13 protein-coding genes are annotated in these 17,850 nt (G+C 38.8%); 1 reads left to right on the plus strand and 12 read right to left on the minus strand.

What is annotated here, in order from left to right; all coding sequences use genetic code 11:
• Positions 1 to 17: 17 nt before the first annotated feature.
• The 12 genes from T7867_RS12375 to rpsF form a co-directional block, all read right to left on the minus strand.
• On the minus strand, positions 18 to 1,127 hold the full coding sequence (locus T7867_RS12375) for a response regulator (RefSeq protein WP_068225025.1): 1,110 nt from the start codon (positions 1,125 to 1,127) through the stop codon (positions 18 to 20).
• 1 nt (position 1,128) lies between these two features.
• Positions 1,129 to 3,375, minus strand: a complete 2,247-nt coding sequence (locus T7867_RS12380; RefSeq protein WP_068225027.1) for a sensor histidine kinase — start codon at positions 3,373 to 3,375, stop codon at positions 1,129 to 1,131.
• Positions 3,354 to 4,628 (minus strand): DNA cytosine methyltransferase, encoded by a 1,275-nt coding sequence (locus T7867_RS12385; RefSeq protein WP_068225029.1) that lies wholly within the window; start codon positions 4,626 to 4,628, stop codon positions 3,354 to 3,356. The genes T7867_RS12380 and T7867_RS12385 overlap by 22 nt, the downstream gene beginning before the upstream one ends.
• Positions 4,618 to 4,857 (minus strand): helix-turn-helix domain-containing protein, encoded by a 240-nt coding sequence (locus T7867_RS12390; protein ID WP_245660275.1) that lies wholly within the window; start codon positions 4,855 to 4,857, stop codon positions 4,618 to 4,620. Before T7867_RS12390 ends, T7867_RS12385 begins: the two co-directional genes overlap by 11 nt.
• 648 nt (positions 4,858 to 5,505) lie before the next feature.
• Positions 5,506 to 6,402: a TolB-like translocation protein gene (locus tag T7867_RS12395; protein ID WP_322299360.1), complete on the minus strand. Its 897-nt coding sequence runs from the start codon at positions 6,400 to 6,402 to the stop codon at positions 5,506 to 5,508.
• Positions 6,403 to 6,746: 344 nt separating this feature from the next.
• Positions 6,747 to 9,170 (minus strand): DUF3536 domain-containing protein, encoded by a 2,424-nt coding sequence (locus T7867_RS12400; protein WP_068225035.1) that lies wholly within the window; start codon positions 9,168 to 9,170, stop codon positions 6,747 to 6,749.
• Between the two features lie 11 nt (positions 9,171 to 9,181).
• On the minus strand, positions 9,182 to 11,143 hold the full coding sequence (glgB, locus tag T7867_RS12405; protein ID WP_322299361.1) for a 1,4-alpha-glucan branching protein GlgB: 1,962 nt from the start codon (positions 11,141 to 11,143) through the stop codon (positions 9,182 to 9,184).
• A 2-nt stretch (positions 11,144 to 11,145) separates the two neighbouring features.
• Positions 11,146 to 12,771, minus strand: coding sequence for a hypothetical protein (locus T7867_RS12410; protein WP_322299362.1), 1,626 nt, complete (start codon positions 12,769 to 12,771; stop codon positions 11,146 to 11,148).
• Positions 12,772 to 12,779: 8 nt separating this feature from the next.
• Positions 12,780 to 14,723, minus strand: a complete 1,944-nt coding sequence (locus T7867_RS12415) for an alpha-1,4-glucan--maltose-1-phosphate maltosyltransferase (protein ID WP_068225042.1) — start codon at positions 14,721 to 14,723, stop codon at positions 12,780 to 12,782.
• Positions 14,724 to 15,055: 332 nt separating this feature from the next.
• The gene (gene rplI / locus T7867_RS12420) at positions 15,056 to 15,499 is read right to left on the minus strand and encodes a 50S ribosomal protein L9 (RefSeq protein ID WP_068225043.1); all 444 of its coding nucleotides are present in this window, start codon (positions 15,497 to 15,499) and stop codon (positions 15,056 to 15,058) included.
• A 22-nt stretch (positions 15,500 to 15,521) separates the two neighbouring features.
• Positions 15,522 to 15,773, minus strand: coding sequence for a 30S ribosomal protein S18 (gene rpsR, locus T7867_RS12425; protein WP_068225045.1), 252 nt, complete (start codon positions 15,771 to 15,773; stop codon positions 15,522 to 15,524).
• Complete coding sequence (gene rpsF / locus T7867_RS12430) at positions 15,770 to 16,135, minus strand: 30S ribosomal protein S6 (protein WP_068225047.1); 366 nt, start codon at positions 16,133 to 16,135, stop codon at positions 15,770 to 15,772. Before rpsF ends, rpsR begins: the two co-directional genes overlap by 4 nt.
• Positions 16,136 to 16,266: 131 nt before the next feature.
• Between rpsF and T7867_RS12435 the strand changes: the two genes are divergently transcribed.
• Positions 16,267 to 17,844, plus strand: a complete 1,578-nt coding sequence (locus T7867_RS12435; protein ID WP_322299363.1) for a sensor histidine kinase — start codon at positions 16,267 to 16,269, stop codon at positions 17,842 to 17,844.
• Positions 17,845 to 17,850 lie beyond the last annotated feature (6 nt).

A 17,850-nucleotide genomic window follows, 5' to 3' on the forward strand; every position in this document is an offset into this window, starting at 1 on the left:
GTGTGGTTGCAGTGAGCTTAAAACAATCCTTTATATAATTCATCTGTATCAAAATCTGGTGAACCTTGTCTCGAATAATAATATGAGAATCTAGCTACAATGTCCTTTGTGAAGGTGCTGTTGACTGAAGCCTTACGAACAAACTTCTCACTAAATTCTTTTACTCTAACAGATTTCATTTTCTGAAAATTTATGAGACCTCCTTCAATGTCTTTGTATTGTGGCAGAAAATGATACTTATTGGAATAGCTATTATGTATAATTCTTTTAAGGGTATCTTCAGCACTTTCTAAGACTTCTTGATCAGCTTTACCCTTAATGATAAGACCAACTTTTTCTTTAAGAATACCTTCATTCGGTGAATCTATTTGTACAACTAAAATGTCTTTTGCTTTACCCTGCGCTAAATCACAAGATGGGGTTAACACAATATAATTCGTTGAAGTATCCTTCTCTTCGACCAAATCCCCAGTAAAAATACTAGGCTTAATACATGGGGTGATATAGATTTCAGAAGGGTGGTAGTTTTCAAAACCTGATTCTTCAGTAATTTCTAAATACTCTTGAATATGTAAAAGAGTATATCTTAAAAGAGATTTTTGCTTTTCTTCTGGACTCCTTTCGTTATCGTTTGTCCAAAGGTCTAAAGAGTTGGATAAATGATTCCAGAAAATGTCATTAATGTACCTCTCTACGGTTCCTTTTCTGTTCAAAATCTCAGTAATTCCAGTATTGTATATGGCAACAATTTCTTCTATGAAATCAAAGTCAGCATCCCTGTCCCGAACTTTAAAAAAAGAAGTTTCCTCACTTAATGACGAGTGAAGATTATGAGATGTACCAGAAATAACAAAAACAGGAAATCTTAGATTTTCTTTAACTTCTTTAATTATTTCGTTGCCAGAACTATCACTACCACCTGATTGCTTTAAATCCAAATCAATGACTGCTCCGTCAAAAATATTATCTGAATTCCTTAGTATGTCTAGAGCTTGATCCTTTTCAGAAAGAATAGTTTCTCTAATTATTAAATTCCCATTTGTTTTATTGTATGAATCAATATCCCTCGTGTATGTAGCGATAACATTTGAATCGTCCTCTACGATTAGTAATTTTAATTCTTTCATATTACTTGTTGATTTCTATCTGAAAATAAGCTCCTTGATTATAGCTACGAGCAGAAAGTTCTCCGTTTAATCTGTCGATTGCTTCACCGGCAATTGCCAGACCTAATCCGGTTCCATTAAGTTTTTTAGAATACCCTGGTTCAAAAATAGCTCCTGATTCAATTTCTAAATCTGTTAATCCAGGGCCAGAGTCTTTGATGTCAATAATTACAGCGTTGTGATTCTCATGAACGGAAATGAATATTTCTTTGGTTTTAGATTTTGAAATTTTAAGCCAATAAATGCTATTTTCAATTAAATTGGTTAGTGCTATATATAGATCTTCAGACCAACCGAATGTTTCGATTTTTTCATCTCCTGAAATGGTAATTGTAATATTTTCATCCTCAAGTTGAGATTTGAAAACATCCATACTTTCTCGAATAACATTTACGACAGCAAAGTCAGTTTTTTTATCTCTTTTTTGTTTGGCTAGTGGAGAAATCCTTTTGAATAAGTTTGAGATAAACTTGCTGTTTACTTTGAATCCGTTTATACTATTTGTTAGTTCTTCAAGGTTTTCTTCATCCTTAGTGGCTTTGTAAAATTTCAAATAGCGTTCCATTACTCTAGCTTCAGAATTGAAAAACTGTAATGGTTTTCGACCTTCGTGAAGAATAAAATTGACAATTTTGCCTAAAGTTGCATGACCTTGATAAATAGCAATTGTTTTTTCAATTTCCTCTTTCAATTCTGCTTTTTTCTCTTCTTCCTTCGTTAAGATTGTATCGATCTCATCAATAGCTTTTTTGTCTATTTTGAATTCCGATAGCTTCTTCCCAATTGTGGTTTTAACTTCTGCAAGACTGAATAATGAGTTTATTGTATCTTGTACTTTTGTTTGCTTCCCTCTACTTTTTTCACTCTTAATCCTAAAAGCAAGACGTCTGATTTCTAATTCTGATATAGCTCTACTAGCTAATGCAATTAATCCAAAATAACTTTCATTTTCCTTCAAACCGTCTCTAGCACTCTTTTCAATTAGACCAGATTCTTCTTCTGACTGAATAGTTACAAAACCAACAATTTGATTATTACTAATTCTCATTGTTGGATTTTGTATACGTCTATGGTCTAATTTTAGCCAATCAACACCGCTATTTCCATAAGGCCTGATTCTGAAACTATTTTTATAAACATTTACGCCAAACACTTCATTTAACAACCTTCTTGCATCATTTTTACCCATATACTGTTTTGATACAGGGTTAATTAAGCCTTTGTTAATAAGGTTGTCGATTGCTTCTGGTTCTCTATCAAAAACTCTAAAGTCAATGCGTATTAATCCACAATAACTCTCAGTCTTGTTATCTAAATCAAATGTTACATTAATTTCTTCTTTTTGAATTGCATTTGGATTTATGTTGTTTTCAAATAAAAGTTTAGCATTTCCCTCTTTGGAAATAGTACCTGAAATTCGATAATCATAGAATTTTATTATTGGATATGTATCAATTTTAATATTCTCGTCAATTTCTGGAAACGGTGAATTTTCAAAAGATAAATTGATTTTGAACTCATCATCAATTGATTCGTCAAAGGGCGAAATAAGTTTGCGCAATTCATTGACTAATTGAATCAGTGTGTCTTTGTTCCAATAAGAGAGTTTTGTATCGATCTTTTCAATTGTTTCTTCATCTCCATTTTCATCAATTACGATTTCGGTATATTTTTCATCCTTGGCAATGATGAGTATTTCTGTCCCAGAAACTTCATTGGTTTTTTTCTTCTCTACGAGAAGGTCAATGTTTTCTAAAAACTCATCAGTTTTAAAAATTCTCCAATCTATAACCGCTTCTGATTTTTCTCCATTTTCGTCTATAGTAGACATAGTCATTTCTTGACCAAGAATTGAAGCTGCGAATCGACCAATACCTTTTCTTCCTTGTAAGGTTCTTGTTTTATTTTTACTTAGTTTTCTTTTTAACTTATCGTCAGTAGCAGGAACCAACCATTTATTTATGACTGTATTGAAATCCATACCATGACCATCATCTTTAATTGAAATAACCAAGGCATTTTCATTGCCAATTTCTGTGTACTTAAAAATAATATCAACCTTAGTAGCATCAGCGTCATAAGAGTTTTTAACCAGCTCGACAAGAGCTGCATAGGAGTCACCTATCAGATCGCTCCCAATGGTATGGATTAAACGAGCAGCAGGTCTAATCTGATAATATCCATCTATTAACTCTTCTTTGCCTGACATAATATTTTTAATATAATTTTTGAGATTTCATAAGCCATAAGTGGTGGTACAGCATTTCCAATTTGTTTAAATGCAGGAGTTCTATTGACTCCTTCACGAACTCCTTCAAAATAATAGTCGTCTGGAAATGATTGAAGTCTTGCAGCTTCACGGATTGTTAGTGAACGATTTTGACTTAAATCAGGATGAATATAATAGTGGCCGTCTTTTGCAATATGTGCAACCACTGTTTGTGAGTGGGGCTCATTAGCTGCAACTACCTTAAACCTGTCGAAGAATGAAGACCTGTTCTTATGAGTTTTTAATTTTTCTGGGAGATCATTATAGTGTAACCTCTCTTTCTTATCGTTCCACTTTTTAACAGCTATCCTATAGATTTCTTTATCCTGTTCCGAGTGCGGTCTGGCTTTATGTTGTGTTAAAATATCAATACCATTTCTTATGAAACTGTTGTTTAAGTATTCATTCGTTAAAGTTTCATATTTTACAAATTTATCTTGTCCTTCTCCAGCTTGGAGTTTAGGTAAATCGGAAAGTAAATCCTGTACAGAATATTTTGTTGATGAAAGATTTATCGCTTCTAAATCAGGAATTTCAAAATCATATTTCTTATTCCATCCTATGATGATAATTCTTCTTCTGTTCTGTAGTACCCCAAATTTGTTAGCTTCTACCGTAAAGAGTTTCATGTTATAACCTTTTTTGTCAAAAAGTTTTTTCATGTTGTTCAGGTAGAGTCCGTCCTTGGCAGACTTAAGTCCAATCACATTTTCGAAAACAAATAGCTTTGGATTGTACTTTTCGAGATAACCAGCATATTGAACATAAAGGAAGTTTCTCGGGTCACCAGACATCCCATTTTTTGACCTTGCACGCCCAACGAGAGAATATGCTTGGCAAGGTGGTCCACCAATAATTAAGTCAACAGTTTTGTTTTTTAAGTTCTTTTGAATTTTATCATGGATCACATAATTATTTTCTTCTGAAATCGAAAGGTTAATTACGGATTCCATAATCTTCTCAGGAACAAAAGAATACAATTCAGTTCTCGTTATTTCTCCTTTTAAATATTTGATGTAAGTATCATAGTGGTCTATCGATTTAAGGTAATGGTATGCAGCTCGGGTCTTTAATGTAAAACAAGCTGCAGTATCTGTTTCAACATGAGCAATTGGCTCAAAACCATTCCTAGCAAAACCTTCCGAAAGTCCACCAGCTCCTGCGAATAGGTCGATATAAGTTTTACCTTTCATCTTTTGTTCGGTTTAGCAATTCTCTTATATCAACATCTAGGGCTTCAGCAATCTCCACTAACGTTTCAAGTGAAGGCTGCATGTCGTTTGTGCACCATCTTGAAACAGTTGTTCTATTTTTGTCTACTTTTTCTGATAGCCATTTGTTTGTTCTGTCTTGTTCAGCAAGTACTACCCTAATTCTGTTGATTTGCTTTTTAGATGTCATTTGAATCGTATTACGTTGCATAAATAGCAATTAAAACAAACTTAGTTCATTAATAATTTTTAAACGTGTTCCTTTTACAATATATTTGTTTCGTTAAACGATTCAGTAGTTGTTTATTTCAGTTCTGATGAATCATATTAAGAATCAAAATTTGAAATTGACTTTTTATGAGTACGAGATACACCAAATCCGGTTTAGAGCAAACTGTATACAAACAATTAGATAATCTAAATGCAATGCACTATTTACTGAGAGTTCAAAATGCCCTGATCCAAAGTATTAATAAGACGCTTAGGGACGAGAATGGTTAATTCAAGGAGAAACAAGTCATGTATCCAACAAGAAGAAAGTCAAAATCATAACTTTTTAGAGAGGTGAGCTGGTTAAGCTCTTTTGGTTTTGCGTTTGGCTTTGGGGTTGGCAAAAACCAAATGTGCCTATTAGTGCGGTGGCTTTTTCAGCTTGTTGCCAACATTAGCTACACACCACTGTGGCAGTTATATTCACCAGTCTGTAAAACTTCTTTATAGCACACTAAAATAGTGTGCTATATGCACCTTTTATTTCCAGAAAAGCACAGAGATTCTAAAAGAGATTTTGTGTGTTTTCTTAGTTCAAGAAAGCTAATCGGGAGGAGATATGCAAAAGGGACTAGATGCCCCTGAAACATCAGCGTTTTAACGGTGGCTTAAGGTCTTTCACTACCTGAAAATCGACCCAAAAAATGTCTACATTTCTACCTTCGTCTGGCCCTACTTTTCTATTGAAGAAAAGGTATTTGCTGTCTGGAGTAACGCTGGCAGATGCCTCCCATGCTTTTGTGTTTATTTCGGGGCCTAAATTAATAGGAGTTCCCCATGATCCGTCCTGTTGACGGTAACTAATATATAGGTCGGAATTTCCATATCCCTCTTCTCTGTAGCTATCGAATATGAGGTACGATTCATCTGGGGCAATAAAGGGGTGGAAACTTCTACCGTTATTGATTTTTTCATCGAGCAATTTCGGTTCTTCATAAATACCGTCTTTTAGTCGAGAGTATCGGATGTCGCCTGTTAAGTCTTGTTTAAACTCGTCAAAGAAATAAGTGCCCTGAGAAGAGGCAGTTAGTCGCATAATTGGCAACTCATTGAATGGAGCATCAAGTTCTTTTATACCCGACCACCTATTGGAGTCCATTCGTTCCATATATCTACGGCCCAAATGCATGGTTTTGCCTTCGGGTGAAACGAATGGTTGACCTTGGCGAGGGGAGATGACAACCTCATTCCATTGATTGTTTCTCTTTTCGTAAACCACGAATTCCCTCTCTTCAGACCCTTCAACCTGTCTTAGGAAGTAAAATTCTGTCATGTCTGGATTGAAGACGCCACTGTATTCCCAATTTGTAGTGGTTACAAGCTTAGGGGCGAATGCTTCTGGAGTTTTGCCGGGTGGTTTTTGACCAAGGTAACTGCTCTCTTCCGGGAGTGAATTTTCAGTTTTGGAGTTCGGTTGCTTATCTGTGCAGGCACTTAGTAAAATTACTAATGATAGTATGAAGAATTTAATTACTGTACTTCTCAAGGTTTATCCTGTTTTAATACTGCTAGCATTGGCCACGGGCTAACGTAATCGCGATCATATTTAGCTTAGCTCTTGAATTACTTCTTAAGGTACGCCTATAAGTGGCTATAGTTTTCAAAAAGTAGCCTTCTATTCGCAAAGCTGTATTTCCCTTGGTTCAGGAGCATTTTTCTGGAAAAAAAGCAAGAGAGCCCATCTCTTCCAAGGTTTATTGGGTTCTTCAGTTGATGGACTTTCCTGAAACATCGAATCCCCCTAGCCCTTTTTCAAAAAGGGGGAATGGTCTGTGGAAACACCTCAGGTTTGACGGCCTGTATAGGTTGTGTATCATCTAGGGTTTGGATCTACCAAGCCACTTGTTGTTTTACATAGGTCAGGTCAATATTGATTTCTCGAGCTATTTCTTCTAAGGTTTCTATCAATGTATTGTCATCTTCGGTAGCTGCCGAACCCTTTGAATACATGGTTTTGCTTAGTTCAAAAACGCCATTTTGCAAGTTTACCAATATGGGGTTCAAACTAACCTTTTTAAAGAGCTTTATAGTGGCCAAGATATCATCTAACACCTTGAGGTTTGAATGGTCAAGAAGGAACTCACGGAACATAGCGTCTAACTTGTCGTTGAGTTTGGCATTGAGCAGGTCTTCATTCAACTGAATACCCCACTTAATAACTTCATCACAAAGTTCGTCCATCTTTTGAATACTGAAATGGCCGTTTACAAGCAGGTCCTTAAACTCAATATTGATAACATCTTCAATGTTCTGCTTTAGCGTAGGCGGAATTTGAAGATTTTCTACCCGCATTACATTCATGATGTTGTAATTACGGTCGTAAATCTTTCGGTAAGAGTCATAAGCCAATTCCTCACTTTCTGCGAGGTATTGATTGACGAGCTTCATTTGCTCATCTTTAAACATTCCGAAGAAGGAGAAAGTGTGCGCTTTAAATCCTTCTTTGATGATGTCTACCACCTGAGAAATATTACTTTGATCGAAGGCCTTGCAAAGTGCACTAGAAATTGGTTCAAATTCTTCGGTAGATAATCTTCTCGAAGTTCCTCCAATAAGGTGATGCTGTCCAAGGTAAATCACCACAAAGCTGAATTCTTTTTCTGATGTGGTTACTTTAGATTTCACCCTAGTTGTACCATAGGCCAGCTTCTGAATACCTGCGCTCCGTCTATCGAAAAAGATACTATTACAATCGTAATTTAAGACCGTTAAACTTTGAGGATTATCGGCAAAAAGAGAAGCCACAGCGTAGTGCATGCCCACTTGTGTGAGCGATAACATGTAGGGCTTAATGTGTTTGAGGTAAATGTCTTTACCGCTGCCTTCTGCTGTTCTATTACTGTGGCCTCGGCTTAGGTCTTCTAGAAATTTGTCTTCGAACCTATACTCAGATTCACTTTCTCCTAGTTGAATGGCTCGGCAAGCATACTGTAGAATTTGAAGTGTTTCAATACCAGAAATATCGTTGAAGAACCAACCACAGCTGGTGTACATGAGCATGGCATTGCGCTGCATTTCGAGCATGCGCATTACGTGAGTGCGCTCGTCATTTGTTAGCTTTTTATTGATGTGCTTTTTCAGAAAGCTCCTCAGGTTAGGTTTGCTTCTGTCTAAGATCACTTCAATGTATTCATCGCGCATGGCCCAAGGGTCATCAACAAAGCTAGCCATTCCCTTTTCGTAAATGTCTATCATGGTATCTCGCGCATTGTCTAGAGCAGTTCTGAGCGGCTCTCTCCATTTCTGGTTCCAATGACCTTCTCCACCTGTATGGCAACCGCAGTTAGATCTCCATCTTTCTACTCCGTGAACACAGCTCCATGAGCTATTTTCATGAATTTGCACTTCGTATGCTGGTTCGAAAAGCGATAAATACTGACCATAGTTGGTCAGCTTAGTGAAGTTATTCTCTTCGATGTATCTTAGGCAATAGGCCAGGGCCATATCGCCATTCTTGTGGTGATGGCCATAGCTTTCACCATCGGTAGCAATGTGAACGAACTCATTTTCTACATTTCCGCGGTAGCCTTCCATCAGGTCGTGGGCAAAGGCCTTACCATTCTGCAATACACCTTTAAATGCTACATTTTGAGAGCGTTCGCCATCATAAAAATAGAGCGTAATGCTTTCTCCGTTGGGCAGCGTGTATTTGTAATGTTTGTTGGGGTCTATTCCTTCAGTCCAGTTTTGCTCACCAATTTTTCTAAACCTTGCAGCTTGTCTAGGAGCCAATAGGCTGAACTTTATGCCATGCTTAGCCATTAACTCAAGCGATTCTGAATCTACTGCAGCTTCGCCAAGCCACATGCCTTCTGGCTGACGGCCGAAACGCTTTCTGAAGTCTTCAATTCCCCAGATAATCTGCGTTTCCTTGTCTCTTCTGTTGGCCAAAGGCATAATCATATGATTATAAACCTGAGCCATGGCCGAACCGTGCCCACCAAAGTTCTGCTGACTTTCTCTGTCTGAATCTAGAATGGCCTGATAAGTTTCAGGTGCATGTTGTTCCATCCATGAGAGTAGAGTAGGGCCAAAGTTGAAGCTGATCTTAGAGTAATTGTTGACAATGTCTATGATCTTCTGATCGTCATTGAGCACTCTGGAGAATGCATTAGGATAGTAGCATTCTTTGGTGATGCGCTCGTTCCAATCGTGATAGGGGAAAGCACTAGGTTGAATTTCGATTTTTTCTAACCATGCGTTTTCTCTTGGGGGCTGATAGAAGTGCCCGTGAATACATAAATATCTTTCCATGAGGAATTTTCCTACTTCTTAGCCTTTGGTTTAGCTGCGCTTTTCTTCGCAGTTTTCGCTTCTGGCACTTGTTTGAAAATAATTACCGACAAAGGAGGTAGTGTCAGCTCCAATGAGTTCGGTCTTCCATGGTGAGGTTGTGCTTGCGACTGAATCTTACCTTCGTTGGCTACTCCGCTTCCCCAGAATTCTTTAGCATCTGAGTTAAAGATTTCTTGCCAAGTGCCACCGTTGATTCCGATTCTGTAATGCTCGCGAACAACAGGCGTAAAATTACAGATTACTGTCAGGTTATCTGCTTCATTCTCGCCTTTTCTAATAAAGCTCAGCACCGAATTCTGATAATCGTTTAGTTCAATCCATTCAAAACCTTCTGCGGTGAATCCATTTTGGTATAAGCCTGGCTCTGACTGGTAGAGTTTGTTCAGGGCCTTAGTAAGTTGCTGAACACCTTGGTGGGGTGCATGCTTTAGCAAATGCCAGTCTAAAGAATAATCATGTTTCCATTCAGAAGTCTGCCCAATTTCTCCCCCCATAAATACCAGCTTAGTGCCAGGGTGAGTGTACATATAGCCATAAAGCAAGCGCAAATTGGCAAATCGTTGCCATTCATCGCCTGGCATTCTGTCAATCAGAGGACCTTTGCCATGTACCACCTCATCGTGTGAGAGTGGCAGCATAAAATTCTCAGTGAAAGCGTAGTTTAAGCTGAAGGTAATGTTGTTTTGGTGGTACTGGCGGTGAAACGGATCTTTCTTGAAATACTCTAGCGTATCGTGCATCCAGCCCATCATCCACTTCATTCCGAAGCCTAAGCCGCCTACATAAGTAGGTCTTGAAACTGCTGGCCATGCCGTAGATTCTTCGGCAATAGTCTGAATGCCTTCAAATTCGCTGTAAACGTATTCATTTAGTTCTTTTAAAAGGGAAATGGCCTCTAAGTTCTCTCTTCCACCATATTGGTTAGGTATCCATTCGCCTTCTTTTCTTGAGTAATCTAAGTAGAGCATAGAGGCTACTGCATCTACCCTGAGTCCATCGGCATGCCCAACATCTAACCAAAATCCTGCGCTACTGATCAAGAATGATCGTACTTCATTTCTACCATAATTGAAGATGTAGGAGCTCCAGTCAGGGTGATAGCCTTGGCGAGGATCTGCATGCTCGAAGAGGTGAGTGCCATCGAAGTTATAGATTCCGTGGTCATCGTTAGGGAAGTGGGAAGGAACCCAGTCCATGATTACGCCTATTTCAGCTTCATGGAAAGCATCCATCATCGCAAAGAAGTCATCTGGAGTTCCGTAACGAGAGGTTGGGGCAAAGTAACCTGTGCCTTGGTAACCCCATGAACCAAAGAATGGGTGTTCCATTACAGGTAGAAACTCCACATGCGTATAGCCCATGTCTTTGACGTAATTCACTAAGTCTACAGCTAGTTCTTGATAGCTTAAAGACTCGCCATTCTCTTTGCGCTTCCAAGAGCCTAAATGCACTTCATAAACAGAGAAGGGTTGGTCTAAGGCATTCTTTTCTTTTCTTTCTTGCATCCACTGAGCATCTTTCCACTGGTAGTTGTTTTGCCACACTACAGATGCTGTTTTAGGTGGAACTTCCCAGTGCATAGCAAACGGATCTCCTTTTTCTAACACTTGCCCGTAATTGTTAGAATGGATTTTGTACTTGTAAACCGTTCCTTGGCCTAGTTCTGCTACAAAACCTTCCCACACACCAGAACCATCCCAGCGAGGGTAAAGCTCATATCCATCTCCATTCCATGAGTTGAAATCACCAATAAGTTGAACCTTACTGGCATTGGGTGCCCAAACGGCAAAATGGGTGCCTTTTGTGCCTTCAACCTCTATGATATGGGAGCCTAGCTTTTCGTAAAGCTTAAAGTGTTTTCCCGACTTGAACAGGCTACTATCGAATTCAGTAAAAAGAGAGTTGGAGCTAACGTGCTTATGTTCCTTCATGGTTAATCTTCTAATATTTGTTTGATGCCGGTGAGTGGAATTATCACCCAGTCGGGTCTGGCTTTGAGTTCATAGCCTATTTCATACACTGCTTTTTCGAGTAGGTGATATTTGAGCAGGTATCTTATTTCTGACTCGTAGCCTATATTTAGGCCTTTGTTCATGGCCGTGGTTACATACTTGTTTAAGAAAACTGAAGCTATGGCTCTATAGTATTTTTCGCCCGCTTCAAACAGCTCTTCCCTAGACAGTTTGTGGTTGAGTTTGTCGTCAAAGATTACGGCATATACGCCATAGTGAAAAGAGCGAAGCATTCCGGCTACATCTTTCAATGGAGTTTGCTTTACCTTGCGGTCACGAATAGTACTTTCTGGTTCGCCTTCGTAATCGATGATGTAAAAATCATCTTCCTCATTCATTAGAATTTGGCCTAAGTGCAAGTCGCCATGAATTCTGATTCGGCTAGAGTTAAGCTGTGACTCTTCAAAAGCCAAGAATCGAGTAGTGATTTCTTCCCTAGCAGAAACAAACATTTCAGCGTATTCTTTGGCCAGGCCATCCAGTTTATTCAGGTTTTCTTCCACCAAAATAAAACGGGCATTTAACTGGTAGATGATCCGGTTTTTAAGCCATACCGTATAGTCTCCATTAAATGGTATGGGGAAGAACTTGGCGTCAATCTTATTTTTGAAAAGAGCAATATGCATTTCTGCTACCCTTAGTGCCATCTTCTCTACCTTTTCCAAAACATCATCTCCGATGAGCAGCCTAAAATCAGATCTGATATCATCGGGAGAGTTGAAGTCGAATTTGTTGATGTATTGAATGTCTTCAGGTGCCATATCTGTCGCCTGAATTCTTTCAAAGTACCCCTTCATCATTTCTAAAGTATGATTCCAGGCTTCTCCAATATTATCAATGCGCTCTTGCATTATACCAATGGAGATGGTGGCGTATTCATTCTTAATCCAGCTTACGCTACCAGCATATTTTGGGCAGTTATTAAAGTCACTTTCATCTGAAAGAAACTTGGTGAGTTCCAAGTCTGGGTTAGCGTCTTGGAATAGCCTTCTATACGCTTTGAAGAAGTATTTTCCGTTGAATTCAATAGACGTGTTACTCTGATCGAAACCTAATACTCTAGATGACTCATAAGTCTGGCTAGACCTAAGGACCTTGCCTTTTTCAAAGAGGATTTTCGTATTTCCGTCTGTTACAGTTTTCTGAGATAATATTTGTTTGTAGAGGGCTTTTCTGAACGGTTCATAGTAAAGGGCATCTATTAACAGTCCCTGTTCTTCATTCAGTTCGAGAGGAGTTATTTCGCCCTTGGCATCATCTATTCGATCTGAAGAATTGACCAATGCTAAGGTGATGAAGTAGTACTCAGTAAAACCGGCTTCGAAGTTTACTTCTATGGTAATAAAAAATGCCGTTTCTTGATCATTGATCTGAAACGGCATTTTCATTTCTATTCTACATGTTTTTGCCTTTTGGGTTTTGGCTGCATACCAACGGGTACTCATCATATACTTGGGCAGTATACTATTGCTGAGCTGATGTCTGAAGTCTTCGTCTTCAAACTTTGCTATCCATTCAATGTCCCTATTGTTGGTTGCTTTAGCCATAATTCATTCTAATAATGTATTGAAAAAATATGATAAGGTATCTGATATGGATCTAGCTCAACAAAGTTCCACTCTTGGTTCCAGATATAGCTGTTACCAGTAATGAGGTCAGTAACTCTGATTGGGTGATTATTATCTAAGCCTAATTTATGTTTAGGTACTTGTACCCAGCCGCCTTGTTTATTGTAAGGGTCTAGGTTTACGGCAAACAGCATGTTGTCCGTTTTATCTTGGCTTTGCTTGAAATAAGCCAGAATTCGATCGTTTTCTATTTGGCAGAAATCAATGTTGTTGGTTTCCTGGAGGGCTTTGTGCTCTTTTCTAATCTTATTGATTTTCCCTACAAGCTGCCCCACTTTAGTCACTTTTTTCCAATCCCAATGCCTTACTTCATACTTTTCTGAGTTGAGATATTCTTCCTTACCAATTACCGCAGCGTTTTCAATTTGCTCATAAACAGGGCCGTACATTCCAAAGTTAGAACTCAATGTTGCGGCCATCATGTGTCTGGTAATGTATAGATTTTCGTTACCTCCTTGCAGCATCCAAGGGTTAATATCTGGTGTGTTAGGCCAAAAGTTAGGACGGAAATAGTCCTTCATTGGGCTTTTGGTCAACTCGTTCATGTACTCAATGAGTTCGCTCTTACTGGTTCTCCAAGTATAGTAAGTATAGCCTTGGGTAAAGCCAATTTTAGCTAAGCGCTGCATGGTTTTGGGCTTAGTAAAAGCTTCGGAAAGAAATAGAACGTCCTGATCTACTTTCTTCACTTCTGCAATCAGGTATTCCCAGAAACCGAATGGTTTGGTGTGGGGGTTGTCTACCCTAAAGATTTTAATACCAAGTTTGTTCCAATACAGCACTATGCTGATGAATTCGTCCCACATATTCTCCCAGTCTTCCGACTCGAAGTAGATAGGGTATATATCCTGATACTTCTTTGGTGGATTCTCGGCATACTGAACCGTTCCATCCGGTCGCCATTTGAACCAGCTTGGATGTTCCTTAACATAAGGGTGATCGGGAGAGCACTGAAGTGCAAAATCCATAGCGATTTCAATGCCATGCTCCGCTGCTACTTTTATTACTTCCTGAAAGTCTTCTAAAGAACCTAGTTCAGGCAAAATGTCTTTATGACCACCTTCTTTGTTGCCAATAGCCCAAGGCACACCAACATCGTCCGGCAAAGCGGTAGTGGTATTGTTCTTGCCTTTTCTATGCGCAGTTCCTATAGGGTGAACAGGAGGGAAGTAAATAACATCGAAGCCTTGTTCTGCTACTAATGGAATAATTTCCAATACATCTTTAAAGGTTCCGTGTTGGTTAGGCTCTTTGGCGGTAGATCTAGGAAAGAATTCATACCAAGAACTAAACAAAGCCTTCTTTCGGTCTACATATAGAGGTAAGAGTTTATCGTAGGTTGTAGCAAATTGCTTAACTGGATTTGTTAAAAAGACCTGATGTAGTTTTTCTGATTGAGCTTCTTCTATAGCAAAGTTATAGTCGTCAGTATTCTTGAAAGCAGCAATGAGTTGCTCTAAATACTCCTTATCCGCCTTACTTTTTTTCTTGGCAGCCTGGAGGTATTGAATACCATCTTCTAGTTCTACATTTACTTGTTGTCCGTCTTCAATTTTGCGCTCTATATTGTGCTGCCAAGTAAGTGGGTAGTCTATCCAGGCTTCAACAGTATACTCGTACAATCCTTGTTTTTCGACCTTAAAAGAGCCAGCCCATCGATCGTTTTCATGCAATTCCATGGGAGCGTACTTCCACGCCTTAGCGCTTTGGTGCTTATACTTGACGTGCGCATTGAGTACATCGTGCCCATCGGCCAATAAGTCTGCAGATACTTCAAGTATTTGGCCTACAACCCGCTTAGCAGCATGCTGTCCACAATTGATTTCAGGAGAAACGTTTTCAATGACAACGCGTCTTTGACCAGATTTCATGATAAGGTTGATTTAGAGTGATTTGAAGGAGTGTTTTCTTAGTGTCAGTCAAGGCAATGCAAATTGCTCTAATGAAATTAAAGAAAAATCTAACGCCTTATCAAGCTAGGTTGGTCGAATTCTAATGCAAACGCTTGCCAAAGAGTAGTAGTTCTAGTTCAATGTTTTATGTTCAAAGAGGTTGTAACCTAGAGTGATTGATTTTTCATAAGAACTCAAGTAGTTGATAAGCTCTCAATTTCATTCGCTCGTGGGTGGGGGAGTTGAGCCTAAGCCCAACAAAAAAGCCCGAGCATTGCTGCTCGGGCTTTCCTTTTATGTTTTAAGATTGCTTACTCAGCTACAACGCTGAATTTTACATCTTTCTTAACTTCTTTGTGAAGATCGATTTCTACTTCGTAGTCACCTACCATTTTCACTTCGCTCTTGAAAGAGATTTTCTTTCTATCAACATCGATGCCTTTAGCTTTCAATGCATCAGAAATTTGAAGTGTAGTAACTGCACCAAAGATTTTACCGCTATCACCAACTTTAGCTTTGATCTCTAATACAGAGTCACCAATTGCATTTGCAATAGCTTCTGCATCAGTTTTGATTTTCTCTGCTTTGTGAGCCGCTTGCTTAATGTTCTCTTCGATCATTTTGCGGTTAGACTCGTTAGCAATGATAGCAAAACCTTGAGGAATAAGGTAGTTTCTACCGTAACCAGGCTTTACACTTACTGTGTCGTTCTTATAGCCTAAACCTTTAATATCTGTTTTCAATATTACTTCCATGACTTCTCTACAGTTTAGGTTATTACTTCAATCCATCAGCTACGTAAGGTAGAAGGGCAAGGTGTCTTGCTCTCTTTACCGCCTGAGTAACTTTCTTCTGGTATTTTAAGCTAGTACCGGTAATTCTTCTTGGAAGAATTTTACCTTGCTCGTTTACGAAGCTCAACAAGAAATCTGGGTTCTTGTAGTCTACGTATTTGATACCGTTTTTCTTGAAGCGGCAGTATTTCTTCTTCTGCTGCTCTCTGTTTACTGGTTCGTTAACTAATGTCATGCTGCTGCCTCCTCTTTCTTAGATTTCTTCTTAAATGCACCTGATCTTCTCTTGTCGTTGTACTCTACTGCGTGTTTGTCTAGTGCAACAGTTAAGAATCTCATTACTCTCTCATCTCTTTTAAATTCGATTTCTAGAGAGGCGATTAAACTTGGGTCGGCTTTGAACTCTACAAGATTATAGAAACCGGTAGACTTGTGCTGAATTGGGTACGCCAATTTCTTAAGTCCCCACATCTCTGTGTTAATAATCTCAGCTCCACCATTTTTGAGGAGTTGTTCGTACTGGCCGACAGCATCCTTCATCTGGTCTTCAGACAAAACGGGATTTAAAATGAATACTGTCTCGTAATTCTTTAACATTTGAATAAATTTATTTTGGGCTGCAAAGGTAGGTGTTTCTGTTTAAAAATCCACCCTTTGTAAAAGAATGTCACAAAATTAATAAGGCCATTCTCTATTGCTTATTTTCATGCAGTTAAAATGCCTCAGTATTGACAAAATCAGGTAAAAAATCAGTCCTTTTAGTTCTACTTATATTGGTTGTGCCAGTAGTGACTTATGGCGTATTTCAGCTGAATTCACTTACAGTAGACGAGAGAGAACTTACCACTATTTATCGCAGACAGTTAGAGTCTGTGCTCTTTTCGGTTAACCAAGTGGCTCAAGAGAAGAGTGCTGAGGTATTTAAAATTATTGAGGAAGAAAATTGGGGAGCCGATTCTGATAGAATGTTAGAAAGACTTAACTCCTACACTTTTTTTCAGGCGCTTTACAGTAAGGAGATCAACGGATGGGACGAGACCGTGCTTTCTCAAAATGCAAAGCTTTTGAACGAGGATTTTCTTGGAGTGGCCAACAATTTGGCCGAAGCAAACACCTCAATAGTCAACAGGCTGATTCGCTACATGGAGGAGGGTGACTTTCAGAAAATACAGTCGTTTGATGATTGGATCGAATATGATGGCCTGTATATGGACTACCAGTTCTTTGTTTCTAAGGTGGGAGACAGACTCTTTTTGAACATCTATTTCTTTAATGCGCAAAAGTTTGTGGAGCAGGCCCTAGTACCCAAGTTTCAAGAAATGGCTCAGGGAGATTTTATCATTACCTGCTCTAGAATTGAAGATGGCTTTCAGATTTATTCTACCTCTGGAGAATTGGTAGGACAAATTGAAAGTGAGCCTCTCGACTTAATTCCAAGGTTTGAAGTAGGAATTGCTCGCGAAGGTGGAACCGTAGAACAGGCTGTAAACCGTAGAAAAACTAATAATCTCATTGCTCTTGGCTTACTCATGCTAATCATGATTATAGGAGTTGGGTTGGTCTTCAGGAATGTTCAGCGCGAAATGGAGCTAGCCCAGAAGAAAGCGGATTTTGTCTCGAACGTTTCACACGAGATCAGAACGCCATTGGCCCTCATTAATATGTTTGCTGAGACTCTTTTGTTGGGAAGGGTGAAGAATGAAAGTAAAAAAATGGAATACTATGAGATCATTACTAAAGAGGTGAATCGCCTTTCTAATATGCTCAATCGTATTCTTAGCTTTTCTAAAATTGAGGCAAACAAGCGAGAATATAGCAGGTCAGCGCTAGATTTATCTGAAGTGGTCAAAGATGTGATGAATACTTACTCATACCATCTAGAAAGTAATGGTTTTGAACATTCAGTTCAATTGAGCGAAAGTAGCCTTCCAATAAAAGCTGACAAGGAAGCCTTGATTGAAGTCCTAGTCAACCTAATAGATAATGGGATGAAGTATAGCTTAGAAGAGAAGCAATTGGAAGTAAAAACGGGGAAAGATGGTGGATTTGCTTTCGTTTCAATCAAAGATCATGGAATGGGAATAGCCAAGAACCAACTGGACAAGCTCTTTGAGAAATTCTACCGGGTACCTACTGGCGATGTTCACGACACTAAAGGTTCAGGCTTAGGACTTTCTATTGTAAAGCATATTGTAGATGCTCATGATGGAAAGGTCACAATAAATAGTAAACCAGGGGAAGGTAGTGAGTTCAAAGTGCTTATTCCTTTAAAGAGTGAAAGATTTGGGCTAGAAAAGAATTCCTAATTGAAC

It is taken from the genome of Roseivirga spongicola (genome assembly GCF_034376045.1).
GTDB lineage: Bacteria > Bacteroidota > Bacteroidia > Cytophagales > Cyclobacteriaceae > Roseivirga > Roseivirga spongicola.